Origin of the sequence: Frondihabitans sp. Leaf304, assembly GCF_001423105.1 — a bacterium.
Taxonomy (GTDB): Bacteria; Actinomycetota; Actinomycetes; order Actinomycetales; family Microbacteriaceae; genus Frondihabitans.
The window spans coordinates 601,044-626,983 of record NZ_LMNV01000003.1 but is presented as its reverse complement, the minus strand read 5'-3'; the positions used below and the strand labels follow the sequence as shown (position 1 = coordinate 626,983).

Sequence of the window (25,940 nt, the reverse complement as noted above, 5' to 3'; positions counted from 1 at the left end):
GACGACGACGACGATGAGTCGGACGAAGACGACTCGGACGACGACGATGACGATGAGTCGGACGACTCTGACGATGACGACTCTGACGATGATGACGACGACTACGACGAGAACTCGCCCCGCAAGGCCCGCGACGGCCTCCGCCGTGAGTTCGACGGCGTCGACGTCGAGGAGGCAGCCGAGGCCGCCGGCCTCGACGGGTCGGACGGCGACGACGAGGATGACGACGTCGCGCGCTCCTAGACGCTGATCGAGAGTATGAAAACCGCCCCCCAGCTTCGGCCGAGGGGCGGTTTTCGTGCATTCGACGTGGAGCGCTACCGAATTCGAAGGAGATTTGTGGGAGTGAGCCGTCGGATCCTTGAGTTTTGGGCCCGAGGTAGGCGTTTCTCCTTCAAATTCGGAGGGGGTGCGGCTTCAGGCAGCGAGGGCGGCGACCACGAACTCGATGGACCGGATGAGCTGGCGGACGTCATCGGGCTCGATCGCCGTGAAGGTGGCGACGCGGAGCTGGTTGCGGCCGAGCTTGCGATACGGCTCGGTGTCGACGATGCCGTTGGCGCGGAGCACCTTCGCGACGAGGGCCGCGTCGATCGAGTCGTCGAAGTCGATCGTCGCGACGACCTGCGAGCGGTGCTCGGGGTCGACGACGAACGGCGTCGCGTAGTCGGACGTGGTGGCCCAGTCGTAGAGGGCTCCCGACGACTCCTTCGTGCGGGCGTCGGCCCACGAGAGGCCACCATTGTCGAGGATCCACCGGGTCTGGTCTTCGAGAAGAAGGAGCGTCGTCAGGGCGGGCGTGTTGAGCGTCTGGTTCAGCCGCGAGTTGTCGACCGCGTTCTTCAGGCTGAGGAACTCGGGGATGTAACGGTCGGACGCGGCGATGCGCTCGACGCGTTCGATGGCGACGGGTGACATGAGCGCGAACCAGAGGCCGCCGTCGGAGGCGAAGTTCTTCTGGGGGGCGAAGTAGTAGACGTCGGCCTCGGCGGCGTCGCAGGCCGCTCCACCGGCCGCGCTGGTGGCGTCGATCACGGTAAGGGCGCCCGGGTCGCCGTGCACGCGCTTCACGGGGGCCATGACGCCGGTCGAGGTCTCGTTGTGCGGCCACGCATAGACATCGACGCCCGCCTCGACCTCGACCTCGGCGCGCGAGCCGCCCGGCGCGGTGATGACCCGGGGCGCGTCGAGCCAGGGGGCGCCGGCCGCCTTGGCGAACTTCGAGCCGAACTCGCCGAAGGAGAGATTCTCGGCGCGCTTCTCGATGAGGCCGAACGACGCGGCATCCCAGAACGCGGTCGAGCCACCGTCGCCGAGGACCACCTCGTAGCCGTCGGGAAGGGCGAAGAGCGTAGAGAGGTCGGCCCGGATCCTGCCCACCAGGTCTTTGACCGGCGCCTGCCGGTGCGACGTGCCGAGGATGGTGGAGCCCGCCGTCACGAGGTGCTCGAGCTGAGCGCCGCGGATCTTCGAGGGGCCGCAACCGAAGCGACCGTCGGTCGGGAGAAGGTCGCGGGGGATCGTGATGTCGGAGGGGGTGTGGGTGTCGGCCATGCGCTCGATCGTATCCAGGGCCGCTACACGGGAAGTTCACCATCAGAGGACGCCCAGGTGATCCGGCCCATAAGGTGCGAGCAGTAGTCTTGGTGAAAATTGCGTTATCGGGGAGGCACCGTTGACTGATCTTGTCGACACCACAGAGATGTACCTTCGGACGATCCTCGATCTCGAAGAGGAGAACATCGTTCCCCTTCGCGCGCGGATCTCGGAGCGACTCGGCCACTCCGGCCCGACGGTCTCGCAGACCGTTGCCCGCATGGAGCGCGACGGCCTGGTCGTCGTCACCGGCGACCGCCACCTCGAACTGACCACGCAGGGGCGCACCAAGGCCACGCACGTGATCCGCAAGCACCGCCTCGCCGAGCGCCTGCTCGCCGACGTCATCGGTCTCGACTGGGCCTTCGTGCACGACGAGGCCTGCCGCTGGGAGCACGTGATGAGCGAGCAGGTCGAGCGCCGCCTGCTCGAGATGCTCGACCACCCGACCGAGTCGCCGTACGGCAACCCGATCCCGGGGCTCGACGAGCTCGGCGACTCGCCCGCGGGCCGGTTCATGGACGGCGTGATCTCGATCGTCGACGTGGCGGCGCAGAATCCCAGCGGAAAGTCAGGAACGATTCGGCGCCTTGCCGAGCCGGTCCAGTTCGAGCCGGAGTTCTTGCAGCAGCTGCACGACAGTGGGGTACAGCCCGGCAAGACGGCGACCATCTCTCAGGCGGGATCGTACGTTCGCGTGCACGTGGAGGGGTACGACGAGGCGCTCGAGCTGGCTAACGACGTCGCGGCGCACATCTACCTCAGCGCCTGACTTTCGCCCCGTTCGTTTACCTTTTCGTTACAAAAGTCCTCCTTCAGGATGACACCGGGGTCGTACTCGGGTACGCTCGCCAAGTCCAAACAACCAGGAAGCCGGTTGCCGGACCCGTGGCAAGACGTCTCGATCCCCATCTCTTGCCGCTAGTCGTTGATCCAACGAACGGATGGGTCGTCTGACCCGGGTAGCCACCGCTTTGCCCGGAACAGCGTCGAGACGCAGGAGAGCCCCCCTCTTGAGCACTGGCATCACTACGACCACCCAAACGACCTCGGTCGCCACGCGTCGGTCGACCCCCCGCACCGACCCGATCCGCACCGGTCCCATCGACACCGTCACGAGCACCGCCGCCGTCGCACCCACGACACGTCGCGCCGCTCGCGCCGCCGATGAGGCAGCCGCGCGGAACCGTGCTGCAGGTCGCTCCTTCAAGGCTGGATCGGTCAAGCGCGGAGTCGTTTCGGTCGGCGCCCTCACTCTCGTTGCCGGACTCATGGGCACCATGGCCATTCCGGCCTTCGCCCAGACCGCCAGCCCGGTCGCCGGTTCGTCTGTCGACGCTTCGACCTCGGCTTTGAGCTCCGAGCTCGCCACAGGGTCGCAGTCGGCCACGGTCGCCTCCGGCGTGACCGCCGCCAGCACCAGCCGCGACAGCTATACGGCCACCGCACCCGTCGTCGCCGCACCGGTTGTTCAGACCGCGACCACGTCGACCGCGTCGACCCTGACCGACACGCAGGCCACTGCAGCCACCGCCGAGCGTGCCTCCTTCGCCGCCAGCACCGCGTACACGGGAAAGACGGCCGCCGACTACCTCGCGTCGCCCGCCCACCCCGCCTTCAGCCTCGCGGCCGTCTACCAGACGGCCTTGCAGTACGTCGGCACGCCCTACGTCTTCGGTGGGGCGACCCCGTCCGGCTTCGACTGCTCCGGCTTCGTCATGTACGTGTACGCGCAGTACGGCATCTCGCTGGCCCACTCGGTGCCCGCGCAGTCCGCTGCCGGCACGATCATCTCGCAGGCCGACGCCGAGCCCGGCGACATCGTCGTGCTCAACGACGGCTCGCACGACGGGTTCTACGCCGGCAACGGCATGATTCTCGACGCTCCCAAGCCCGGCGGCGCAGTCAGCGTCCGCCCGCTCTGGACGAGCGACGTGCATTTCGTGCGCCTCGGCATCAAGTAGGCCGCACCTCTGCTGCTACCGCTGGCCCCGCTCCCGTGTGGAGCGGGGCTTGCTGTTTGCGGGGGCTGCTGTTTGTGGGGGCTGGTGCACCTGCAGTCGGGCGCGGGGGAGCGACGCGGGGGCGACGAGCGGGACGGGGGTGAGGCGGCGGAGCGGATCCTTGGGTTTTGGGGTCGTGAACTCCGTGTTAAGCATTGCTGGCGGGTCTAGGTCTCGCGGGCGTCGTGACGTAATCTGAGCGCACGCAGTTCGACGAGCCGTTACGGAGATCCCCGTGTCACGATCAGCAGCCTCCCGCACCATGGGTGCGTTGCTGACCCGTGCCATACGGACCACCCGCCGGAACGTGCACCATTTCGGTGTGCGCCCCAGCGCCCGCGTGTGAAGCATCGTCTTTCGACGGTGCTTTTTTCGTCTCCCGACCGGTAAGCCCCGAGCTGTCTGCATCGAATGCCTGGAAGCCGTCCAGGCCGTTTCGAAAGGGAAGCAATGCGCACTCTCGTCCTCAATGCCGGCTACGAGCCCCTCGCCGTCGTGTCGTTCCGCAGAGCACTCGTGCTCGTCATGAGCCAGAAAGCCACCGTGCTGGCGGCCGACGCGGAACACCCGGTGCTCGGAGCGACATTCACCTTCGATCGCCCGTCGGTGATCGTCTTGACCCGGTATGTGCGGTTGCCGCACACCCGGCAGATCCCCGTGTCGCGCCGCGGAGTGTTGCGGCGAGATTCACACCACTGCGCGTACTGCGGCAAGACCGCGACCACGATCGACCACGTGCAGCCCCGGTCGCGCGGTGGGCAAGACTCATGGGAGAACCTCGTCGCCTGCTGCCTCCGCTGCAACAACCTCAAGAGCAACCGCACGCCGCTCGAGATGGGCTGGTCGCTGCGCTGGCAGCCGAAGGCGCCGCACGGGGTCGGATGGGTCGTGCGCGGGGTCGAGCAGCCGCAAGCGGTGTGGGACGAGTATCTGGCGGTTGCTGCTTAGGTTGCGGGGTCGCGGCTTGCTCGCGGGGGTGCGACGGCGCTGAGTGTGACTCGCACCCCCTAGGGGTCTCGCGACCCACCGTGCGGTCGGATGATTCGGCCGCGCGGGGGTGCAGGTGGCTAAACCCTCGCGGTCGGAAGGGAAACTCCGCCTAGGACCACCTCGGAGGCCGACTGCGAGGGTTCGGGCGCGCGGCGGGCGGGCAGGAACTCAGGATCCGAGGTCGGTTAGGCTGGTGTCGTCAGCCTCTGTAGCTCAATGGAAGAGCAGTTCCGTCCTAAGGAAAGGGTTGGGGGTTCGAGTCCCTCCAGGGGCACCCAGTTTGCACAGATCAACAGCGGTCAGCGCTCGATGGGCTGCCGTGTCCCGCGTAAACCCCACGCAGTGCTCTAACCTGACGGTTTGCGGCCTCGGCTCTGCCCTCTTCGAGGCAGAGTGAGTCGGTCTAGTCTGCTAGCTCGGCCTGCTGGCCGTCGATGAGTCGTTGCCATCGAGCGGCTCTGAACGCGTCCCGTTTGACCGCCATCCAGTCCTCCTCCGACTCGTAGAAGTTGCGGAGGGTGGGCGTGACGTGAAACGCGAGGTCCAAAACCGCGTTCAGGCGCAAGTCGGCGTCGAGGGCTTCGTCGTCGTAGGACGTCTCACTGGTCTTAATGCCAAATCCGCCGTCTTCGAAGAGCTCGAAATCGACGGTGAGTCCAAGTTCGTCATCGCGAAGCAGCAGCTTCGCCGGTCCCAGGACTGCACGGTTGCTCGCAAGCGTGGCATTAACATCGTGGCGATCAGGATCGATGCCGTACCGGAAAACGGCCCCGTGGAGCGTCCCAGCGGTCTGCGTGTTTACTTGATGCACTCGCTCGACTCTCACATGCTCGCTCAAGGAAGGGTCACCCATCGACCGGTAGACGAGCCAGAGGAAAAAGTCGGCGTTGCCAAGGGCGAGTCTTGACGTGTCGGCCTGGAGTAGTGAGGCGCCATCGGCAGAGCTAAAGACCGAGCGCAGAGCCGGCAGGACGAACCGGTTCAGCGTGGCCTTAGTTCTCGTTGTTACGAGAACGGTCCACCCGCCAAGGCCATCGGGCGCAATGAGCACGTCACAGGCATGCAGCGCCCGGCGCTGCTCCAGTGTGAGATCGCCATCGACGTAGTACTTGGCACGAGGGTCCGATTCGTACCAGTAGAGACGCGACAGGAGGGTATCCGGGTAGTCCCTGAAGCTCCGTACAATTACAGGCTTCGTAACGGCCGGCTCGGTTGCCGTCCTGCCGAGGAAATGTAGTGAGTCATCCGGACCGCCCCAACCTGGCGTAAAGGACTCGAGTCGAGGCGGACTTTGTTCCATGAGAGTCGCGAGCTGCGACAGCGTGACGTCGGCTGTGACGAGGAGGGGCTGAACCTTGAAGATTCCACTGACGAGGTTCGGCATTACTGACTCCTGTTAACTTGAATTGAACGAATGCTGGAGTGACCCGAAAGACAGAACCATCGGAGAAGATGGGTGAAATGGCCCTGACTCCTAAATGAGACTTCCACATCTACGCGCCACGATGCGGGAAGCGCGCCGGTGGTCAGCCCCACAGTGACCCACGCCCATTCCCCTAACGAGGGCAAGTAGCTGAGCGGGAAGACAAGGCTTTTTCCGTCGCGACGCACGTCTGTCACGGGAGTCATCACAATCGCGCTGATTTCAGGTTGTGGAATCGTCACTAGCAGTTGCAAATTGTGTCTTAGGAGTGCGTTCACCAGTCGGCGTTGCAACCACGAGGAGCAGTTTTGCTGAACTTGTAGGTCGAACACGGCACCAAGGGGCTGAGTGTGATGCTCTGGCAGCGCTATGTCGAGAACCTGACCCGGCAGGACCCGGCTTGTGGATACGTCCTTCCAGAGGATCTCAAGGGTTGTGTGAAAGGTGAGAAACTCTGAGCCAAGAGCCACAACCACAGCGCTGACGACACCGGCTACCGCGGTGCCGACGACTGCTGATGGCAGGAGGGCACCGCTCGGTGGTCTGCGAGGATCAAGAAATGCGAATGCGCCTTGCCAGAATGGGTCGATGAGCAGTGTAAGTACGAGGGCGAAGCCAATTCTTAAGGCTCCGGCGGTCACGCTTTTCAGTCGAGTCATGCCAGCGGCCATGCCCAACGATGCAGGGCTGAAGTAAGGAAGTCGGCCAGGGCCTCAGGCTTGTTCGTTCTAACGATCCCGCCAACTTCGACTGTTGAAGCGCCCAATTCCCGCGAGTACAGGTCCACGCCGCAGACGTAGAGGCCACGAAGCGTGTGGCTCATGAGGAAACCGACCGCTCGCAGGTCCGTCTGCACCGCCTCACGGAGAAGTTGCGAGTATTCCTCCTGTTCATCCTCCTCAAGGAGCCGTGCCCTGTGGTCACAAAAGAGGAACCGTCGAGTGTCGACGTTCAAGCGAAGAGCCGCACCAGCGATTCGGACTATCTCGTCACTTCCGGTCAAGTGCAGTTCAGCACCTGCGAGCCTTAGTCGGTTGGCGGAAGTATCTGTGCCCTCTCGGTTGAGTACCCGAAAGCTGGCGGTGCCCCTTGCGTCGATTATCTCGACGAGCTGTGAAGGCTCAGGCACTTGTACGACTCCTAATCATTTCCATAAAGGCGACGCTTTGGAAGCTAAGAATGCATCGTCCCACAGGCTACAGACACTGGTTCTCGCACCCGAGGCCCGGCGCAGGACAAACCAAGGTTGGAAGCACCGGCTGCTGATGACGCGCCCGCTAGTTTGCTACGACTCAAGATTCAGGACGCCTGACTTAGGGCTCCAGCGGAGCGGGCGTAAAGGACGTAGGAGCAAGCGTATTCGGAGCCTTTCCTGAGCGCTCCGCGTTGCACATCGTGATCGTTGCCACGAGGTACAGCGTCCGCTTGCTTACTCTTCACGTCCTCGACTCGGAAGATGAGCTTCTAAAGCCGTGGCGAGAGGTAATGCTCTGTGGTGTGTGTCCCGCTTTGTTGAGCTCTCTAAGGTCAGCATCAGCAAGACAGGTCACGTCACAGCAGTGGCTACAGAAACGGCTTCCGCAGGTTGAGCACGCCCTACTCTGAGGGGATGAGTACCGACAACCGGTTCGCGCCCCTCCCTTCGGAACTTCGGCGGCGGCGGCTGTTAGCTGAGACGGAGGCGCTGACGGGTGTCGTGTGGCGCGACGACTGTCCGGTCGAGCTTGGACGCAAGGTTACGGCGTTACTGCCGCACATGACCAATAAGCGTTGGGACGTATTCGAGGCGGCTGACCAACACCGGAGCGTAGCCAATGACGGAAGCCCCGTGGAGGTCTCTGCGGCGGATGTCTTGAAAGGCGAGGGAGGCGCTGAGGAACGCTTGGATGTCCTTGCGGCTGTCCTCTACTCGTTCGAAGACCTCCGTGTCCGCGATGAAGCTCCTACTGACGACGGTTGGCACAACAATGTCCCGCCTCAGTACGACCCCCACTTCATTTCGATGGTCAACGACTTCTTGCTCGCGGCTCGGGTTGAGTGGCACTTCGACGAAGGGCACTTCACCCCGCGAGGAAACTCTGTTCTCTACGCGGAAGTGGTCAAGCCTGCGTCCGTTCTTCTCGACGCGGACCCAAAGTTTCTGTCTGCTTCAGCGGGTTTTCAAGCTGCCATCACGAGGCTTGCGGAGAATAAGCCGGATGTTGCCATTACAGATGCTGCCTCCTCAGTCCAAGAGTTCTTTCGCTCGCTTGATGTTCAGGGCAACAGCATCTCCAACCAACTCGACAACGCGCAGAAGGCAGGGGTCATCACCGCCTATGACCGTCACCTTCTCAAGCCCATCGTGGATTGGACGAATAGTGATCGCTCTGAGAGGGGGAATGCTCATCACCATCGAGAAGGTGACGCATCAAAGAGTGACGCGTGGCTCGCCGTCCACGTCGCTGCTGCCCTCATGGTCAGGCTCTCAAACGAGGAACCGCGAAATATTCTGAGGGCGCGGGATAAGCGTCAAGCGGAGGCTGCCGCTGCAGAGAAAGCCGAGGAGGTGGCGCGGCACGCGCAGGCACAAGCGGCTCAGGTGCAAAGCGACGCTTGGCGCACGTCTACGTACGACGACGAAACGCCCTTTTAATGGCACTTGCTACCTCTGGCAAGGAGAAAGAAGAAGTCACTGAATACCTTGAGGCGCAACTCGGGAAGTCGACACAGCGCAAACTGTCCGTGCAGCACGTGGAGAAAATTAGCGCTGAGAACATCGCGGGGCACCGCTACGAGTTGTGGAACTGCATCACCAATCAGGGCAATTGGTGGGTTCTCACCCCGCTCATGAACTTTTACTCCCAGAAGGACTTCAAGAGTGCGGATGTCGTTCTCACGTTCCATGTAGGGATGGTTGCTCGTATCCTTTCCCGTGACGACGTACCCATTGCGCCTGAACTCGCAGACGCATTCACTGAGCCGTGGCGCAAGTGGGAGGACGCGGTAGAGACGTTAAAGACCGCACGAGAAGCAGAGGATTTTCAGGCTGTCGGAATGCGGCTCCGTGAGGCGTACGTGTCCATGCTCAAAATGGTGGCAGACGACGATCTTCTACCCGACGGGACTGAGCGGCCAAAGGACGCAGACAACGCGTGGCTTGGGCTGTTCGCGGACTACATTGCCCCGGGTTCCTCGAACTCTCGCCTACGCACCTACCTGAAGGTCGCCGGGAAGGAAACGTGGCAGCACGTCAATTGGCTGACTCACGCAACCCACGCATCTCTTATCGATGCCGAAATTGCCGTAGCGAACGTTTCGCATCTCATCTCGGTCTTCACGGTCAGCATCCTCCGGCACCAAAGAGGTTCGCCTGCACGTTGTGAGGACTGCGGTTCGTACCGCCTCTCCGGTGGCACCTGCCAACGGTGGGGATGGGTGAACGAAGCGTATGTACCCCCTGAGCCGAGACCTGAACCGTCACCCGAGGATATGGGTGTGCGGCTGTCTACTCCTCACACGACGAGTTCAGACATCACTACTTTCAAGTCCCCGAACGACGATTCCGACAAAGCATAGTTCCGCCGCTCGCCGAGCGGGGGAGGGCCCCGACCTCGCTAAGAAGTATGCCGGTGGGCGCTACGGTCAAAGCTTTCCCCAGGTGCGCTTCGCCAGAAATTGTGCCCCTAAGACCGCGCCGCAACCAGCTCCGCACGAACGATGTCAGCCCCCGCCTTGAGCGCGGCCAGCTTGCCGAGCGCGACGCCCCGAGTCATCGGCGCCATGCCGCAGTTGGTGCTGGGGATGAGCTTGTCGGCATCGACGTACTGGAGCGCGGTGCGAAGGGTGTCGGCGACCTCCTCCGGGGTCTCGACGGTGTCGCTCGCCACGTCGATGGCCCCGAGCATGACCTTCTTGCCGCGCAGGAGCTCGACGAGGTCGACCGGAACATGCGAGTGGTGCGATTCGAGCGAGATCGTGTCGATGCTGGACTGCTGCAGCAGGGGGAACGACTTCTCGTACTGCCGCCACTCCTCGCCGAGGGTCGCCTTCCAGTCGTTGTTCGCCTTGATGCCGTAGCCGTAACAGATGTGCACGACCGTCTCGGCACGGAGTCCCTCGGTCGCCCGCTCGAGCGTGGCCACGCCCCAGTCCTGCACCTCGTCGTGGAAGACGTTGAAGGCGGGCTCGTCGAACTGGATGATGTCGACGCCGGCGGCCTCGAGCTCGCGGGCCTCCTGGTTGAGGATCGTGGCGAACTCCCACGCCAGCTTCTCGCGACTCTTGTAGTGACGGTCGGAGAGGGTGTCGATCATGGTCATCGGGCCGGGCAGAGCCCACTTGATCGGCTGATCGGTCTGCTGCCGGAGGAACTTCGCGTCGTCGACGAACACGGGATGTTCGCGGCTCACGTCACCGACAACGGTCGGGACGCTCGCGTCGTACCGGTCTCGGATCCTCACGGTCTCGCGGTTCTCGAAGTCGACTCCGGTGAGGTGCTCGATGAATGTCGTGACGAAGTGCTGGCGGGTCTGCTCCCCATCGCTGATGATGTCGATGCCGAGACGGCTCTGCTCCTGGACCGAGATGCGGAGAGCATCTGTCTTGCCCTCGACCAGCGCCTCGCCCTCGAGCTTCCAGGGCGACCAGAGAGAGCCCGGCTCGGCGAGCCAGGACGGCTTCGGCAGGCTGCCGACGGGCGAGGTGGGCAGAAGAGTGTTCATGGACGAGGATCCTCCGGCGGTCATCGAGTAGGAACGGGGTAGTTGGCGGCCCAGCGCTCGAGCACCTCTCGGTGCGGCTTCACGAAGTGCTCCTCCGTGAACTTGCCCTGTGTGATTGCGAGCTGGTTGCGCTCCGTGCGGTCGTACGAGATCTCGGTGCGCGAGAAGTCGTGCTGCTCGAGGGTCGGTCGGTAGACGCCGGCGGCGGCGGAGTTGGCGTTGTAGATCTCGGGCCGATAGATCTTCTGGAACGTCTCCATGGTGCTGATCGTGCCGATGAGCTGCAGGCTGGTGTAGTCGTTCAGCAGGTCGCCGCGGTGGTAGAACGCGAGCGGCGCCACGGCACCCGGCGGCATGAAGTACCGCACCTGCAAGCCCATCCGCCCGAAGTACGTGTCGGTCATCGAGTAGTCGTCTTGGCGGTATTCGACGCCGAGGATCGGGTGGTTGTTCGAGGTGCGGCTGTACGTCTTGCTGGTCGAGACGCTGATGCAGATCACCGGCGTCATCGGGAAGCGCTCCTGATAGACGGCGGAGTCGAGGAAGTGCTGGAAGAGCTTGCCGTGGAGGGCGCCGAAGTCGTCGGGCACAGTGAATTCGGTCGCGTCGCGGTTGACTTCGGGCAGGAGCACGCTGAAGTCAAAGTCGCGCACGTACGACGAGAAGTTGTTGCCGACGATGCCCTGATGGCGCACGCCGGTCTGCTTGTCGACCATGTGGATGTCGAGCACCTCGAGAAGCGGGAACACCCGGTCTTCGCCGCCCGCGCTGAACTGCAGCTCGGCGGTGACGATGTCGAGCTCGACGGTGTACCGGTCGCCGCCGGGGTTGTCCCAGTGCGCGAGGCTGTTGAACCGCCGGTCGATCATCGTCAGAGCGTTGCGGAGGTTCTGCTGACGGTGCTCGCCCCGGGCCAGGTTCGCGAAGTTCGTGGTGGCCCGCGAGGTCTCGGACGGCGCGTAGTTCTCGTCAAATCGGGTGGTGGTGATGTTGAACGTGAAGTCGTTCGCCATGAGCGGCCAATCCGGTAGCTGATCGGCCGGGAAGGGCCTGGTGAATGTCGGTACAGCCATCGTGGTGCTTCGGCGCGGGTATCAGGTAATTCGGCGCTGCTATGCCTACCTATAGGCTCTCGCTATGGCCCGACGGACGAGCGGAATCACGCTGCAGCAGCTTCTCTACTTCATCGAGGTCGCCGCGGAGGAATCGATCACGGCGGCCGCCGATGTGCTCTACGTCGCACAGCCAACGATGTCGGCGGCGATGAAAGACCTCGAGACCCGGGTGGGCCGCTCGCTGCTCCTCCGCTCGGCTCGCGGAGTCACGCTGACCACCGACGGTGCCGAGTTTCTCGGGTACGCGCGGCAGGTCGTCGAGCAGGTGGCGCTTCTCGAGCAGCGCTACCTCGGACGGCCGCCGTCGCGACGCCTGCTCGGGGTATCGACGCAGCACTACTCGTTCGCGGTCGACGCGTTCGTGCGGATGGTCAAAGAGACCGAGGCGGCGGAGTACGAATTCTCGCTTCGAGAGACCCGCACCTGGGACATCATCGAAGACGTCCGTACGCTGCGCAGCGAGTTGGGCATCCTCTACCGAAACGACTTCAACCGGAACGTCATCGACAAGCTGCTCCGCGACTCCGGGCTCGTCTTCCACCCCCTCTTCGTCGCCGAGCCACACATCTTCATCTCCCGCAAGAACCCGCTGGCCTCCCGAGAGCGTGCCACCCTCGACGACCTCGCCGACCTGCCACGGCTCACCTTCGATCAGGGCGCGAACAACTCCTTCTATTTCGCCGAGGAGATCCTCTCCACCCTGTCGAGCAAGCGCGAGATCCGGGTCTCGGATCGCGCGACGATCTTCAACCTCATGATCGGCCTCAACGGCTACACGATCTCGACGGGCATCGTCAGCGACGACCTCGACCCCGAGATCGTGGCCGTGCCGCTCGACGTCGACGAACGCATCGAGATCGGCTGGATCGGCCACTCGGCGATACCCCTCACCGAGCAGGCGCAGCGTTACCTCGCCGAAGTGAGGGCGGTCGTCGCGGGCTTCGGCGTGGAGCTGCTCGGCTGATCAGCGCAGTGCGACGGGGCCGAGGATCCGGCCGCGCCGCCTGCATTGCCCGAGCCGCGCGGGCTGCCCGGGCCTCGCTGGCCAGCACGAGCGCCACTCCCGCGGCACATGGCACGAAGCCGACCAGTGTCAGGCCGGTCAGCGGCTCGGCCAGCAGTAGGTTGCCGGCGAGGGCGGTGGTCGGCGCCACGAGGAACAGCAGGGCGTTCAGGGCCGTGATGCCCACTCGGCGAAGCAGCCACCAGTAGAGGCCGTACGCGATCAGGGTCGGCACGATCGCCGAAAGCGCCACGGCGAGCCAGAACGTCGAGCTCGCCGGCGGAGCCAACGTGCCGGTCACTGCTGCCAAGACGATCAGGGCTGCGGCCGTCACCGCGACGTGGATCGTCAGAGTGGTCACGACGGGGAGGCGGGATTCTGACCGGCGCTCGACGAACGTGCCGGCGACCAGACACAGCATGGCGAGCGCGGGGAGCCCGTACGCGATGGGCGGCGCAGACGACCCGCCGAGCTGCGAGCCGACGACCGTGGCCACGCCGATGGCGCCGACCGCGAGACCGAGCCACTGCGCACCGCGCACTCGAAGCCCGAGCAGCGGGCCGACGAGCGTGGCGACGACCAGGGGCTGAATGGCGTCGATCAGCGCGGTCGTGCCCGTCGCGATTCCGGCGCCGACGGAGGCGTACACGAACACGCAATAGCCGAACAGGGCGAACAGGCCGATTGTGGCCTGGTGTCGTAGATCGGAGCGGGTGACGCCTCGAAAGCCCCCGGCTGCGACCGTCACCACGAGGAGCACGACGGCCAGTGGCGCGAATCGCCAGACGAGCAGGGTCGTCAAGCCGACGTTGACGGTGGCCACCTTGGCGATGATGAAGCCCGAGCTCCACGAGGCGACGAACGCCGCCGAGGCCAGTGCGGTGACTCCGACACGAAGGGCACCGACGCGAAGTACACCGATCTGTTTACTCATGCCGCCGACTATACAGGTCGGTAGACTTTGGGCATGCCATCATCCGCCACCGCCGTCGACGAGGGCTCTCGCAGTCCTCTCGACAGGCTCCTCACCGCTCGCGACCTCCCGGCGCTGACCCCCGGCGCTCGCCGCGTGCTCGAAGCGGCGTCGCGCCTGTTCTACGACCACGGCATCCACGCCATCGGCGTCGACACGATCGCGAGCGAGGCGGGGGTGACGAAGAAGACCCTCTACGACCGCTTCGGCTCGAAGGAGGCGCTGGTCGTCTCGTATCTCCAGCACCGCGACGCGAGGTGGCGCGACCATGTGGCCGCGAACCTCGCTCAGGTGCCCGAGCCCGGCGTCGACCAGGTACTCGCGGTCTTCGATGCATCGAACTCGTGGATGAGCGACAACAGCCCGAAGGGGTGCAGTGCGATCAATGCCCGCGCCGAGATCGGTGACGGCCATGACGGCCACCCGGTGTTCCCCGAGGTCTCCGGGCAGAAGGTCTGGATGCTCGATGTCTTCGCCGAGCTCTGCCGTGCCGCCCGGGTCACCGACCCGGACGACACGGCGCGGCTGCTCATGCTGCTGTACGAGGGGGCCCTCGTCACGGTCGGCATGGAGACCTTCGCCGAGCCGTTCGCCGTCGCACGGGCCGCGGCGGAGGGCATTCTGCGGGGGCGGACCGCCGGATCCTGAGGTTGTCGGTCTCTGGCGACCCGCCAGGGGGCCCGTTCGCGACCTACTTCACGGTGACGATCGCATCGGTGTCTTCGACGCCGAGGGCGCGGGCATCGTGAGCGCGCTTCTTCATCGACGGAGCGATCAGCGCGATGATGATCGCCAGGACGGCTACGCCGGCAGACGTCCAGAAGCCGATCGTGAAGGTGTCGTCGGAGGGCAGCGCGATGGAGCCGGTCGGAAGCGGGAAGACCTGGGTGTGTGACGAGATCAGGGCCGCGATCACGGCGGTTCCGACGCTCGAGCCGATGGTGCGGGCGATCGTGTTGGCGCTGATCGCCTCGCCGGTCTGAGCCAGGGGGACGCTCTCGATGACGGCGTTCGAGGCGGCTGCGAGCCCGAATCCGATGCCGGCACCCGTCATGATTCCCGAGGCCAGGATCTGCCAGAGGTATGCATGCGAGATGGCCGGCAAGACGAACGCGGCGGTCAAGAAGGCGGCGCCGATGACCAGTGCGGGCTTCGGCCCGTACTTGCGGACGATGCTGCCCGAGAGGGGCGAGACGACGACGAGCATCAGGACCGTCGGCAGGAGGAACAGACCCGCGACCGAGGCGGTCTTGCCGAAGCCGTAACCGGTGAACGTGGGCAGCTGTAGCAGGGTCGGCACGAGCACGAAGGTGCCGTACATCGCGAAGCCGAAGACGAGGGCGACGACGTGGGCCGTCCAGACGCCGCGGATCGTGAACAGCCGTACGTCGATCAGCGGGCTGGTGACGCGAAGTTCGACCAGCACGAAGGCGACGAGTGCGACGGCGCCGAGGGCGAGGAGGCCGATCGTCTTGACGTCGCCCCAGCCCCAGCTCTCTCCCTCGCTGATGGCGAGGAGGAGCGAGACCAGCGAGACCGTCAGGATCCCGGTGCCCGCCAGGTCGAGTCGCCCGGGTGTGCGAATCGGCGACTCCTTCATGCCGAAGATGATGCCCACGAGGGCCACGAAGATGAGCACGAGGGGGAACCAGAACAGCCAGTGATAGTCGAGGTTCTGCACGATCGGGCCGGCCGCGACGATGCCGACGCCCGCTCCGATGCCGAAGATGCCCGACAGGATCCCGATCGTGACGCTGACGCGCTCCTTCGGGAGCTCGTCGCGGACGATGCCGATCGAGAGGGGCAGTACCGCGCCGGCGGCGCCCTGCAGAATGCGCGCCACGATGAGAACGCCGAGGTTGGGGGCGAGAGCTGCGACGACCGTTCCGATCAGCAGGAGGCTCATCACGACGATGAGGATCTTGCGCTTGCCCATCATGTCGCCGAGCTTCGCGAAGATCGGTGTGAGCACGGAGGCGGACAGGAGGTACGCGGTGATGATCCAACTGACGCTGGCGGTCGACGCGTTGAGGTCACGGCCGATCGTGGAGAGGGCCGGTGCGACGAGCGACTGCAGGACGGCGTACGCGAGGCCGCCGAGTGCCAGGTAGACGACCAGGAGAGTCGTGTTCGGGTTGTGCCCGCGGGTGACGGGAACGGAACCGGTGGCGGGTTCCTGAAGGGTGTGCGACATGAGGCTCCGAGTCGATGTAAACAAGTGATGACTTAGCGACTCTATCCAGAATCGGATCAAAGTCAACAGTCGTTTACAGGCTCTGGGCTCGACCTGTACGGTGGGGGAGAATCGCAAAGGAGCCATGATGCACGCACCGCCGCACGCCGTCGACGCAGACGCCACGACAGGGAAGTCGCGGGACGCCGCCAACACCCGACGACTCCTTCTCTCCTCTGCTCGTCGGCGATTCGCGCAGGACGGCTACTCGGCGACCCGGGTGCGCGACATCGCCGCCGACGCCGGGGTCAACGTCGCGCTCATCAACCGCTACTTCTCGTCGAAAGAGGGCCTCTTCGAAGCCTGTCTCGCCCACGCCCGAGACGAGCTGGGGCGGTCCGACGGCTCGTCGGCGACGCTCGACGATCTCGTGGAGGCCCTCACTCGGCAGGTCGCGGGGCCGGCGAACGGTGACCGCTCGCTTCAGCTTCTTCTCCTCCTGCGGTCGTCAGGAGACGAGACGGCCGACGCGATCCGCCTCAACACGCTTCGCTACTTCGCCGATCAGATGGCGGTCGCGGCCGGGCGCAGTGTGGAAGACGTCTCGAGCGACGACCTCCGGCTCCGAGCGCAGATCGCATTGTCGACCATGCTCGGCATTGCCCTGCTCCGCGCCTCGTCGACGGGTCTCGAGCCGCTGGCCTCCACCGGGGTCGACGGCCTCGAGGGGCCGCTTCGCGACGTCATCACGGCGCTTCTCGCTCCACGCCTCTAGGCGGGGCGTCCGGGCAGGGGCGCGGACCCCGGTGGAGATGTTCTGCGCGGCATCGACCTCGACGCAGCGCAGAACATCTCGACCGGGGCCGACCCGCCCGCGACGACTAGAACGCGGGAGTGCCGCCCGCGATCGTGATCGTGGCACCGGAGGTGTAGCTGGACTCCGGGCTGACGAGGTGCACATACGCCGCAGCGAGCTCGGCCGGCTGACCGGGACGCTTGAAGGGGGCCTGCTCGCCGAACGTCGATACCGTCTCGGCGTCGTCGGATCCTGGCTGCAGGGGAGTCCAGACGGGGCCGGGCGACACCGAGTTCACGCGGATGCCCTTGGGCGCGAGCTGCTGGGCAAGTGCCGCGGTGAAGACACCGATCGCACCCTTGGTCAGGGCGTAGTCGATCTTGTCGGGGGAGGGCTGGGCGCCCTGGATGGAGCCCGTGGTGACAATGCTGGATCCTGGCTCGAGGTGCGGAATCGCCGCCTGGCAGAGCCAAAAGAGCGAGTACACGTTCGTCTTGATGGTCGAGTCGATCGCATCGGTCGTGAGGGTCAGGATGTCGTCGTTGCTCTCCATGCGGCCGGCGACCATCACGAGGGTGTCGAGTCCGCCGAGCTCACGGACGGCCGTCTCGATGAGATCCGCGCAGTACTGCTCGTCGGAGATATCGCCGGGCACCAGGATCGCCTTACGACCCTCGCTGACGAGGAGGTCGCGGACCTCCTCGGCGTCGGTCTGCTCGTCGGGCAGGTAGGAGAGAACGAGGTCGGCGCCCTCGCGAGAGAGGGCGATGGCGGCGGCCCGCCCGATGCCGGAATCGGCTCCGGTGACGACACCGCGGAAGCCTTTGAGACGGCCGAGACCGACGTAGCTTTCCTCACCGTGGTCGGGCTTCGGATCCATCTTCCAGGCCGCGCCCGGCAACGACTGCTCCTGCTTCGGGAACGGCGGGGCCGGGTAGAGGGTGATCGGGTTCTTCTTGTCGTATTGGCTCATCCCTCGACACTGGCCCGGTCGCGGTCGATCGGCTCTTCACGGCCGAACGGGTTGACAACGCGGGATGGTTCTCAGCGGGTTCCTCGCCGGTGTCAGCGACCACTACGAGGGAGCTACCTCTCGTGGGGCAGGCGGAGGGCACTCCGCCTTATGATGAACCAGACCGTGAGGGCGAAGCCGCTGAGCGCGGCGGCGGCGACCATGACGGCTGTCCATCCGCCCTGCGTCCAGAGGAATGACGCGAGCCCCGAGCCGACGGCACCCCAGATGAAGTTGTTCGTGACGAAGGCCGTGTTCAGACGGCTGCGCGCCTGGGGATCGATGAGGAACATCCGCGACTGGACGGTGATGTTGTGCCCTTGAATGGCGACGTCGAGCAGCAGGATGGCGACGATGATGACGGCGACGGAGCGCTGCCCGATTCCTGCGACGACGAAGGCGACGAGGATTAGCGCCCAGGCTCCGCCGATCGTGGGCAGGCCCAGGCCGCGGTCGCTCAGGCGGCCCACGCGTTGGGCGGCTGCGGCGCCGGCCAGACCGACGAGCCCGAACAACCCGATGATCGAGACCGGGAAGGAGAACGGCGGGGCGCTCAAGAGGAACGTGAGCGCCGTCCAGAACATCGTGAAGACGGCGAAGGAGGTGCCGCCGAGAACGAGGTTCCACCGCACCGTGCGCTCGCGGCGAACGATGGCGAACACCGAGCCGATCAGTGCCGGGTATCGCATCGTTGCCCGGGCGGGCAGCGTCGGAATGGCGATCCAGAGCAGGACGGCAAGCACCACCGCGAGGCCGGCGGCGGCGAAGTAGATGGCGCGCCAGCCGGCGGCTCCGGCGACGAGGCCCGACACCGTGCGCGAGACCAGGATGCCGATGAGGATTCCGGAGACGACCGTTCCGACGATCCGGCCCCGGTTACCGTCGTCCGCGAGGTCGCCGGCGAGTGGCACGAGGATCTGACCCGAGATCGTGGTGAGGCCGACGAGCGACAGGGTCACCAGCAGAACGGCGAAGGTGGGGGCGACAGCACTGGCGAGGAGGGCGGCGGCCGCGCATAGCAGGGCGATCGGAACGAGGATCCGGCGGTTCAGCATGTCTCCCAGCGGCACGAACAGCAGGACCCCGATGGCGTAGCCGACCTGCGTCGCAGTGACGAGCCAGCCCGCGTGGGCCGTACCTGTCTGGAGGTCACGCGCGATGAAGTCGAGGAGCGGTTGCGACCAGTAGAGGTTGCCGACAGCGGCCCCGCCGGCGAGGGCGAAGAGAAAGGCGAGGCGTTTGTTCATGCGTTTTTCTGATTGGCGACGCGACTAGCGACGAACGACTGCGCGCTCGACGGCGACCGACCCGTCGGCGGCGCGCGTCAGGCGCCGGGTGTCGAACCGCGGGTGGCGGATGCGCGGAATCCAGTAGGCGAGCCAGAGCAACCCGGTCACGACCACCAGGCCGAGGTTGTAGCAGAAGGGGATGCCCATGCGGCGCTCCATCAGCACCTCGTCGGGGCTCGACTCGACGACGGTGTAGCCGAGGTCGGTCAGCTTCGCGACCTCCACGTCGACGACGTCGGTGGACGCCAGCGCAGGATCCGCCGCGACCGGCTTGGGTGCGAAGACACAGGCGCAGTTCGCACCGAACGCGCAACTTAGAGTGCGCGGGCCCGACGTGGCCGGCACCGTGGTGCCCGGCATGGACGCACCCGGCGAGAGAACGATCGGGGAGCGGCTCATATCGCAAGCGTAACCAGTGCTGGATCCTTCGTCACATGCGGTCATGTGGGCGAAGCACCAGAAAAACGACCTATCGTCGAGCGATGACTCCCGGCCTCGCTCTCGTCGCGCTCCTCGCGCTGGTCGCGTTGGCGACCGTCGTCGGGCTGGCGTGGCGGCGGTCCACCGGCCGGGTGCGTCGCCGACCCGAGAATGACGACGACACCCGAGAGAGCGATCTCGTCAGGCCCGCCGACGTCGGCACGACCGAGGCATTCGGCCACCGCGTCACGTTGCTGCAGTTCTCGACCGAGTTCTGCACCTACTGCCCGGCGACGAGGCGGCTGCTATCGGCCGAGGCCGCGCGGCACGAGGGCGTCGAGCACATCGACGTCGACCTCACCCGGGCCCCCGACGTGGCGACGCGCTACAACGTTCTGCAGACGCCGACGACGCTGATCCTCGATCGGCGCGGGGCGATCCGCGCACGAATCGGTGGGCCGCCGAAACCTCGCGAACTCCAAACCGAACTCGCTCGACTACTGGGAGACGACCATGACGCCAACTGACCGAGGATCCGGCATCGACCCGCGCTCACCCCGCTTCGGGGCCGGGATCACCGCGATCCTCCTCCTCGTGACGATCTTCCTCTCGCTCATCGGCGCGTCCGTGGCGGCCGTGATCGTGCTGACGGCGATCGCCCTCCTCTTCGCTTGGGGAGCCTTCGCGGGCATCCGCCGTCACCCCTACGGCGCCCTCTTCCGCCGCGTCGTCCGGCCCCGACTTCCGGCACCGACCGAGCTCGAAGACCCCACACCGCCGACGTTCGCCCAGGGGGTCGGTCTCGTCATCACCGGCATCGGCGTCGTGCTCGGCCTCGTCGGGCTCGCGTGGGCCGTGCCGCTCTTCGCGGCTCTGGCGTTCGTCGCGGCGTTCCTCAACTCGGTCTTCGGCTATTGCCTGGGATGCCAGATGTATCTGCTCGGGGTGCGCGCCGGGGTGCTCGGGCGGCCGCAGCGCGCGTAGGGTCGGCCGGGTCGCACACGAGGATCCGCGGATCCTTCGCTCTGACCAGCCCTTCGAGGCGCGACCGGCGCCCGTAGGCTCGATGGTGCGCCCGCGCCACCCAGAACGAAGGAGTTCTCCCGTGATCATCAACAAAGCCGAAGTGATCGTCACCAGCCCCGACCGCAATTTCGTCACGCTCAAGCTGACGACCGACGACGGCCTCACGGGTCTCGGGGATGCGACCTTGAATGGCCGGGAGCTCGCCGTCGTGGCCTATCTCTCGGAGCATGTCGTGCCGCTCCTCGTCGGCCGGGATGCCAGCCGCATCGAAGACACCTGGCAGTTTCTTTACCGAAGCGCCTACTGGCGGCGGGGCCCGGTGACGATGGCCGCGATCGCCGCGGTCGACGTCGCCCTGTGGGACATCAAGGCGAAGGCCGCCGGCATGCCGCTCTACCAGTTGCTCGGCGGGGCGTCGCGGACCGGTCTGCTCGCCTACGGCCACGCCTCGGGCAAGACGACCGACGAGCTGTTCGACTCGATCCGCTCGCACCAGGAGCAGGGCTACAAGGCCATCCGAGTGCAGACCGGCGTGCCGGGGCTCAAGTCGATCTACGGCATCGCCTCGAACGCCACCTTCGAGGCCAACAGGGGCGTGCGCTACGACCACGAGCCCGCCCAGCGCGGGGCTCTGCCGAACGAGGAGGACTGGGACACCCGGTCGTACCTCCGCCACGTGCCGACCGTGTTCGAGGCCGTCCGCAACGAGTTCGGGCCGGAGGTGCCGCTGCTGCACGACGGCCATCACCGGATGACGCCGATCCAGGCCGCAAGCCTCGGCAAGTCGCTCGAGCCCTACGACCTCTTCTGGCTCGAAGACGTGACCCCGGCCGAGAATCCCGAGGCGCTCCGCCTGGTGCGCCAGCACACGACGACCCCGCTGGCCATCGGTGAGATCTTCAACACCGTCTGGGACTACCAGCAGATCATCCGCGAGCAGCTGATCGACTACGTCCGCAGCGCCGTGACCCACACCGGCGGCATCACGCACCTGCGCAAAGTGCTCGACTACGCCTCGCAGTACCAGATCAAGTCGGGCATGCACGGGCCCACCGACATCTCGCCGGTCGGAATGGCAGCCGCGATGCACCTCGGGCTCGCGATCCACAACTTCGGCATCCAGGAGTACATGAAGCACGGCGACGCCACGAACCAGGTGTTCCAGCAGACCTTCACCTGGACGGACGGCATGCTGCACCCCGGCGACGAGCCGGGCCTCGGAGTGGCGCTCGACGTCGACGCGGCGGGCAAGTACCCCTACGAGAAGGCGTACCTGCCCTACAACCGCCTAGCCGACGGCACCGTTCACGACTGGTGACGGTTCGATGCGCACGACGCCGTCGACCACGCCGATCTCGAACGGGTCGCTGATGTCGCCGACGAACGAGCCGTCGGGCGCGTTGTGCCGGAACGCCAGGAAGAGCGGTCGGCCCGTCTCGCGCTCGGCGATGACGCGGCCGACGTAGAGCGAGTCGTCGGTGAGCAGCTGCGCGGCCTCGAGGTCGAACGGCCCGCTGAGGCTCTCGCCCGGGGCCACCCAGATGCCGCCGGTCGCCGTCGTCTCGCGCCTCGGCCCCGCCAGCTCGGGCGCAAGGCAGGAGAACGTGATGAAGGCTTGGCCGTCGAGGGCGAAGGTCTGCACGACCTCCAGCTGCTCGAAGCCGTGGCCCGGCGTCGTCAGCGGCGGCAGCGCCTGCCAGTGCTCGAGGTCGGTGGAGTGCGCCCGAGCCACGATTCCGCCGCCGCACTCACCCGCGCGGGCGCCGACCGCTCGCGCGGTGACGAACATCGTCCAGCCGTCGCCATCGGCGAACACCCACGGGTCGCGGAACGCCTCATGATCCCAGCCGCCGTCGACGAGCCGGTGATGCCAGCGCTCGTCAGCCCGTAGCAAGGGGTTCGCCGGGTTCTTCGTCCAAGTCAGCAGATCGTCGGAGGTGGCGTAGCCGACGGTCTGCACGTTCCGGCCGCCCGGCATCGAGGTGCCCGTATAGAACTGGAACCAGCGGCCGTCGGGGTGCCTGACGATCGAGCCCGTCCAGGTCGCCACGTCGTCGAACGCGGGGGCGTCCGAGTGCACGAGAGCGTCGGCGACCCGGGTCCACGAGCGGAGGTCGGTCGAGACCGCGTGCCCGACCGACGCTCTCAGGTGGCGGGCGTCTGGATCCTGAAGCGCTCTCGACGCGTAGAGGAAGAACGCGTGGTACTCGGCGCCGTCGTCGACGAGCCAGAAGTCCCACACCCACGAGTCGGCGAGATGGAGCGTCATCAGGCCTGCAGCCAGGCCGTGCTCGCACCGGGCAGCAGGAACGACCACTCAGAGAGGCCCGATGTGGGAGCAGATGAAGTCGAATTCATGGGGGTCTCTCCTTCGAGGGGCTAGAGCCTGATGCTTTCGCTGCGATTAACGTAGCTGCCAGGGCCAGAGTGACCCAGTTGTCGCTCCCACGAGCGTACCGACGGCGGCGTGGGGGGTGCGGCGACCTCGCGCGGAACGGCCGACCTCGCGCGCCGCGGCGGTGCGACCTCGGCCGATTCACGCGACTTCACCCCGAATGACCGCGGGCTTTGTCGCGACGAAACCGCAAAAGCGCATCTAGAGTGGGTTTAGCGCCGCAAACGCGACACTGAAGGATCCGAAAGGCCATCCCATGCGCCCCCTCGCCCGTACGTCCGGCCTCCTGGCCGTGACTGCCGCCCTCGCTCTCGGCCTCGCCGCCTGCTCCTCCGGCGGCACCCCCGCCGCGACGACCTCGACGACCGCCGGGTCGGGCGATCTCTCGGGCTCCATCACCGTCTACGGGGCGGCGTCGCTCACGGCGACCTTCACGCAGCTAGCGAGCGACTTCGAGAAGGCCAACCCGGGCGTCACTGTGAAGACGACGTTCAACGGATCGTCGGTGCTCGTGACGCAGATCCAGTCCGGTGCTCCGGCCGACGTGTTCGCCTCGGCCGACACCGCCAACATGGCGAAGCTCACCGATGCCGACCTCGTGACGGGCACCCCGACGGACTTCGCGACGAACACCATCGAGATCGCGGTGCCGACGGGCAACCCGAAGAACATCTCGACCTTCACAGACCTGGCGAAGTCGGGTGTGAAGACCGTCGTCTGCGCGTCGGCGGTTCCGTGCGGCGCGGCCACCGAGAAGATCGAGGCGGCCACCGGCGTCACCCTCAAGCCGGTCAGCGAGGAGACCGCGGTGACGGGGGTGCTGAGCAAGGTCGAGACCGGCGAGGCCGACGCGGGCCTCGTCTACGTGACCGACGTGAAGGGTGCTGACGGCAAGGTCGACGGAGTGACCTTCGACGACTCGAAGGAGGCCGTCAACACCTATCCGATCGCCACCCTCAAAGACTCCAGCAACAAGGCGGCGGCAGACGCGTTCGTGAAGTACGTCGCCGGGGCCGAGGGCCAGAAGGTGCTCGCGGCGGCCGGTTTCGGCCAGCCCTGATCGGGTCAGCCCCGATACCGCGGGCGCGGATGGACCAGAATCGGAGGATGACGCGAACCCGGGCGCACCTGGCCGGCGTTCCCCGGTGGGTCGCTGTTCTCGCAGGCGTGGGAGCGGCGTTCGTTCTGCTCCCGCTCGTCGCCATCGTCAGCCGAGTGAACTGGGTCGACTTCGTTCCGTTGATCACGTCCGACTCGTCGGTCGCGGCTCTGCTGCTCAGCCTGCGAACGTCGCTTGCCGCGACCGCGCTCTGCGTCGTGTTCGGCGTGCCGATCGCGATCGTGCTCGCCCGCGCGACCTTCCCCGGGCAGCGCATTGCTCGGTCGCTCGTGCTGCTGCCGCTCGTGCTTCCGCCCGTGGTCGGCGGCATCGCCCTGCTCTACACGTTCGGGCGGCGCGGCCTCCTCAGCAGCACCTTCCAGTTTCTCGGCATCGATATCGCCTTCTCGACGACGGCCGTGATCCTGGCTCAGACGTTCGTCGCCATCCCCTTCCTGATCCTGAGCCTGGAGGGGGCGATCCGCACGGCGGGCGCGCGCTACGAGGCGGTCGCCGCCACCCTCGGCGCAGCCCCGACCACCGTGCTCCGGCGGGTGACGCTGCCGCTGTTGCTGCCGGCGCTCGTGTCGGGGGCGATCCTGTCGTTCGCCCGCGCTCTCGGCGAATTCGGCGCCACGCTGACGTTCGCCGGCAGCCTGCAGGGAACGACGCGCACCCTTCCCCTCGAGATCTACCTGCAGCTCGAGACCGACCCCGACACGGCGGTCGCGCTGTCGCTCGTGCTCGTGGCCGTCGCCGTCTTCGTGGTGGGGCTCGCCTACCGCAACGGCTCCGTGCCATCAGGCCCCTCGGGAGCCGACCGATGACGCTCGACTTCAAAGCGCGGGTGCGCGCCCGAGGGTTCGACCTCACTTTCGGTGTGAAAACCGGCGAGACGATCGCCGTCATGGGCCCGAACGGCGCCGGCAAGTCGACCCTGCTCGGTCTGCTGGCCGGGCTCGTCCATGCCGACCAGGGTCACGCCCGACTCGACGACCGCACACTCTTCGACGCAACGGCCGGCTCGCGGGCCTGGACTCAGCCCCACCGCCGAGGTGTCGCGCTGCTCGCGCAGGAGGCCCTCCTCTTTCCTCACCTGAGCGTGCTCGACAACGTGGCATTCGGGCCGCGGAGCACGGGCGCATCGCGGCAGGAGGCCCGGGCGGTGGCGCGGCAGTGGCTCACCGAAGTGGATGCGGCCGAGCTGGGAGGGCGGCGACCGGCAGCGCTGTCGGGCGGACAGGCCCAGCGGGTGGGTGTTGCGCGGGCGTTGGCCGCGGATCCTTCGCTTCTTCTTCTCGACGAACCGTTGTCGGCCCTCGACATCGGTGCAGCGCCCGCGCTCCGTCGGCTACTCAAGAGGGTCCTGGCCGACCGGACCGCACTGCTCGTGACGCACGACCCACTCGATGCGCTGGTGCTCGCCGACCGGGTGCTGGTGATCGAAGGTGGCCGACTCGTCGACGACGGACCGACCCGCGAGGTGTTCGCGCACCCCCGGACGGCCTTCGTGGCGGGTCTCGCCGGGATGAATCTCGTGACCGGGGTGCGGAGTGCCGACGGCATCGAGGCGACGGACGGGTGGAAGGTCGTCGCGCCGTTCGAGGCCGAGGTGGCGAGGGGTGCGTCGTCGGCGATCGTGGTGAAGCCGTCGTTGGTGCGGGTCTCGCATCTCAAGCCGGGGCGTGCGGAGGGGAACGCTGTGTGGCAGACGATTCTCGATGTCGAACCGCGCGGAGACAGCATCAGGATCCGCGGAGACATGCTCGCAGCCGACGTGACTCCCGCTGCGGCTGCCGACCTCGACCTCGCCCCCGGCGACACGGCGTGGTTTGCGTTCTCGGCGGATGCGGGCGTCGGGTATGCGCTCTGAGGCCGCGGGGGCCCGCGCGTTCGGCCTAAACCCGCTGGCTCGGCGTGGACC

Annotated in this window: 25 protein-coding genes, 1 tRNA gene and 1 pseudogene; 16 read left to right on the top strand and 11 right to left on the bottom strand. The window is 66.2% G+C overall.

What is annotated here, in order from left to right:
* A pseudogene (locus tag ASF54_RS13265) lies at window positions 1–243 on the top strand (hypothetical protein); the annotation flags it as partial.
* A gap of 174 nt (window positions 244–417) precedes the next feature.
* Here ASF54_RS13265 and serC read toward each other — a convergent pair.
* Window positions 418–1,554 carry a phosphoserine transaminase gene (serC, locus tag ASF54_RS13260; protein WP_055963790.1) on the bottom strand — a complete coding sequence of 379 codons (1,137 nt, stop codon included), beginning with the start codon at window positions 1,552–1,554 and terminating at the stop codon, window positions 418–420.
* A gap of 121 nt (window positions 1,555–1,675) precedes the next feature.
* Between serC and ASF54_RS13255 the strand changes: the two genes are divergently transcribed.
* The 4 genes from ASF54_RS13255 (at window position 1,676) to ASF54_RS13240 (ending at window position 4,863) form a co-directional block, all read left to right on the top strand.
* Entirely contained in the window at window positions 1,676–2,368 is a 693-nt protein-coding gene (locus tag ASF54_RS13255; protein ID WP_055963787.1) for a metal-dependent transcriptional regulator, read from the top strand.
* Between the two features lie 241 nt (window positions 2,369–2,609).
* Window positions 2,610–3,560: a C40 family peptidase gene (locus ASF54_RS13250; protein WP_055963786.1), complete on the top strand. Its 951-nt coding sequence runs from the start codon at window positions 2,610–2,612 to the stop codon at window positions 3,558–3,560.
* 489 nt (window positions 3,561–4,049) lie between these two features.
* A complete protein-coding gene (locus tag ASF54_RS13245) occupies window positions 4,050–4,547 on the top strand; it encodes an HNH endonuclease (protein ID WP_055963784.1) in 498 nt (165 codons plus the stop codon).
* Between the two features lie 244 nt (window positions 4,548–4,791).
* Window positions 4,792–4,863, top strand: a tRNA-Arg gene (locus tag ASF54_RS13240).
* A gap of 129 nt (window positions 4,864–4,992) precedes the next feature.
* Here ASF54_RS13240 and ASF54_RS13235 read toward each other — a convergent pair.
* On the bottom strand, window positions 4,993–5,973 hold the full coding sequence (locus ASF54_RS13235) for a hypothetical protein (protein ID WP_055963781.1): 981 nt from the start codon (window positions 5,971–5,973) through the stop codon (window positions 4,993–4,995).
* Between the two features lie 694 nt (window positions 5,974–6,667).
* Window positions 6,668–7,141 carry a hypothetical protein gene (locus ASF54_RS16495; protein WP_157510186.1) on the bottom strand — a complete coding sequence of 158 codons (474 nt, stop codon included), beginning with the start codon at window positions 7,139–7,141 and terminating at the stop codon, window positions 6,668–6,670.
* A gap of 480 nt (window positions 7,142–7,621) precedes the next feature.
* Between ASF54_RS16495 and ASF54_RS16490 the strand changes: the two genes are divergently transcribed.
* Window positions 7,622–8,647 (top strand): hypothetical protein, encoded by a 1,026-nt coding sequence (locus ASF54_RS16490; protein WP_157510185.1) that lies wholly within the window; start codon window positions 7,622–7,624, stop codon window positions 8,645–8,647.
* Window positions 8,647–9,570 carry a hypothetical protein gene (locus tag ASF54_RS13215; RefSeq protein ID WP_055963771.1) on the top strand — a complete coding sequence of 308 codons (924 nt, stop codon included), beginning with the start codon at window positions 8,647–8,649 and terminating at the stop codon, window positions 9,568–9,570. Before ASF54_RS16490 ends, ASF54_RS13215 begins: the two co-directional genes overlap by 1 nt.
* 107 nt (window positions 9,571–9,677) lie before the next feature.
* Here ASF54_RS13215 and ASF54_RS13210 read toward each other — a convergent pair whose 3' ends face one another.
* Together ASF54_RS13210 and ASF54_RS13205 are read right to left on the bottom strand one after the other, a co-directional pair.
* Window positions 9,678–10,715: a methionine synthase gene (locus ASF54_RS13210; RefSeq protein ID WP_055964107.1), complete on the bottom strand. Its 1,038-nt coding sequence runs from the start codon at window positions 10,713–10,715 to the stop codon at window positions 9,678–9,680.
* Window positions 10,716–10,735: 20 nt separating this feature from the next.
* Window positions 10,736–11,728, bottom strand: a complete 993-nt coding sequence (locus ASF54_RS13205; RefSeq protein ID WP_055963768.1) for a DUF1852 domain-containing protein — start codon at window positions 11,726–11,728, stop codon at window positions 10,736–10,738.
* A 124-nt stretch (window positions 11,729–11,852) separates the two neighbouring features.
* Between ASF54_RS13205 and ASF54_RS13200 the strand changes: the two genes are divergently transcribed.
* On the top strand, window positions 11,853–12,794 hold the full coding sequence (locus ASF54_RS13200; RefSeq protein ID WP_055963766.1) for a LysR family transcriptional regulator: 942 nt from the start codon (window positions 11,853–11,855) through the stop codon (window positions 12,792–12,794).
* Here the strand turns inward: ASF54_RS13200 and ASF54_RS13195 are convergent.
* Window positions 12,718–13,767, bottom strand: a complete 1,050-nt coding sequence (locus ASF54_RS13195; protein WP_084816269.1) for a DMT family transporter — start codon at window positions 13,765–13,767, stop codon at window positions 12,718–12,720. The two genes, ASF54_RS13200 and ASF54_RS13195, sit on opposite strands and share 77 nt — an antisense overlap.
* A gap of 33 nt (window positions 13,768–13,800) precedes the next feature.
* Between ASF54_RS13195 and ASF54_RS13190 the strand changes: the two genes are divergently transcribed.
* Complete coding sequence (locus ASF54_RS13190; RefSeq protein ID WP_084816268.1) at window positions 13,801–14,454, top strand: TetR/AcrR family transcriptional regulator; 654 nt, start codon at window positions 13,801–13,803, stop codon at window positions 14,452–14,454.
* Between the two features lie 43 nt (window positions 14,455–14,497).
* Here the strand turns inward: ASF54_RS13190 and ASF54_RS13185 are convergent, their stop codons facing one another.
* Window positions 14,498–16,000: an MFS transporter gene (locus ASF54_RS13185; RefSeq protein ID WP_055963763.1), complete on the bottom strand. Its 1,503-nt coding sequence runs from the start codon at window positions 15,998–16,000 to the stop codon at window positions 14,498–14,500.
* A 124-nt stretch (window positions 16,001–16,124) separates the two neighbouring features.
* Between ASF54_RS13185 and ASF54_RS13180 the strand changes: the two genes are divergently transcribed.
* Window positions 16,125–16,754, top strand: coding sequence for a TetR/AcrR family transcriptional regulator (locus ASF54_RS13180; RefSeq protein ID WP_235481071.1), 630 nt, complete (start codon window positions 16,125–16,127; stop codon window positions 16,752–16,754).
* Between the two features lie 106 nt (window positions 16,755–16,860).
* Here the strand turns inward: ASF54_RS13180 and ASF54_RS13175 are convergent, their stop codons facing one another.
* From ASF54_RS13175 to ASF54_RS13165, 3 genes are all read right to left on the bottom strand, one after another.
* Window positions 16,861–17,748 carry an SDR family oxidoreductase gene (locus tag ASF54_RS13175; RefSeq protein WP_055963761.1) on the bottom strand — a complete coding sequence of 296 codons (888 nt, stop codon included), beginning with the start codon at window positions 17,746–17,748 and terminating at the stop codon, window positions 16,861–16,863.
* 113 nt (window positions 17,749–17,861) lie between these two features.
* Window positions 17,862–19,034 carry an MFS transporter gene (locus tag ASF54_RS13170; RefSeq protein ID WP_055963759.1) on the bottom strand — a complete coding sequence of 391 codons (1,173 nt, stop codon included), beginning with the start codon at window positions 19,032–19,034 and terminating at the stop codon, window positions 17,862–17,864.
* 24 nt (window positions 19,035–19,058) lie between these two features.
* The gene (locus tag ASF54_RS13165) at window positions 19,059–19,475 is read right to left on the bottom strand and encodes a hypothetical protein (protein ID WP_055963756.1); all 417 of its coding nucleotides are present in this window, start codon (window positions 19,473–19,475) and stop codon (window positions 19,059–19,061) included.
* A gap of 83 nt (window positions 19,476–19,558) precedes the next feature.
* Here ASF54_RS13165 and ASF54_RS13160 point away from each other — a divergent pair, with 83 nt between their 5' ends.
* The 3 genes from ASF54_RS13160 to manD all read left to right on the top strand — a co-directional run bounded on the left by ASF54_RS13160 (window position 19,559) and on the right by manD (window position 21,840).
* A complete protein-coding gene (locus ASF54_RS13160; protein WP_055963754.1) occupies window positions 19,559–20,023 on the top strand; it encodes a TlpA family protein disulfide reductase in 465 nt (154 codons plus the stop codon).
* Window positions 20,010–20,480, top strand: a complete 471-nt coding sequence (locus ASF54_RS13155; RefSeq protein ID WP_055963751.1) for a DUF4395 domain-containing protein — start codon at window positions 20,010–20,012, stop codon at window positions 20,478–20,480. The genes ASF54_RS13160 and ASF54_RS13155 overlap by 14 nt, the downstream gene beginning before the upstream one ends.
* Window positions 20,481–20,601: 121 nt before the next feature.
* Window positions 20,602–21,840, top strand: a complete 1,239-nt coding sequence (gene manD / locus ASF54_RS13150) for a D-mannonate dehydratase ManD (protein ID WP_055963748.1) — start codon at window positions 20,602–20,604, stop codon at window positions 21,838–21,840.
* Here the strand turns inward: manD and ASF54_RS13145 are convergent.
* Window positions 21,811–22,791 (bottom strand): glycosyl hydrolase family 32, encoded by a 981-nt coding sequence (locus ASF54_RS13145; RefSeq protein ID WP_055963746.1) that lies wholly within the window; start codon window positions 22,789–22,791, stop codon window positions 21,811–21,813. The genes manD and ASF54_RS13145 overlap by 30 nt on opposite strands.
* A gap of 382 nt (window positions 22,792–23,173) precedes the next feature.
* On the opposite strand from ASF54_RS13145, the gene modA reads away from it, so the two are divergent.
* From modA to ASF54_RS13130, 3 genes are read left to right on the top strand one after another with little or no spacing between them, the layout of a single operon-like run.
* Window positions 23,174–23,977, top strand: a complete 804-nt coding sequence (gene modA / locus ASF54_RS13140; RefSeq protein ID WP_055963743.1) for a molybdate ABC transporter substrate-binding protein — start codon at window positions 23,174–23,176, stop codon at window positions 23,975–23,977.
* A gap of 47 nt (window positions 23,978–24,024) precedes the next feature.
* Window positions 24,025–24,843 carry an ABC transporter permease gene (locus tag ASF54_RS13135; RefSeq protein WP_055963740.1) on the top strand — a complete coding sequence of 273 codons (819 nt, stop codon included), beginning with the start codon at window positions 24,025–24,027 and terminating at the stop codon, window positions 24,841–24,843.
* Complete coding sequence (locus tag ASF54_RS13130; RefSeq protein WP_055963737.1) at window positions 24,840–25,889, top strand: sulfate/molybdate ABC transporter ATP-binding protein; 1,050 nt, start codon at window positions 24,840–24,842, stop codon at window positions 25,887–25,889. Before ASF54_RS13135 ends, ASF54_RS13130 begins: the two co-directional genes overlap by 4 nt.
* Window positions 25,890–25,940 lie beyond the last annotated feature (51 nt).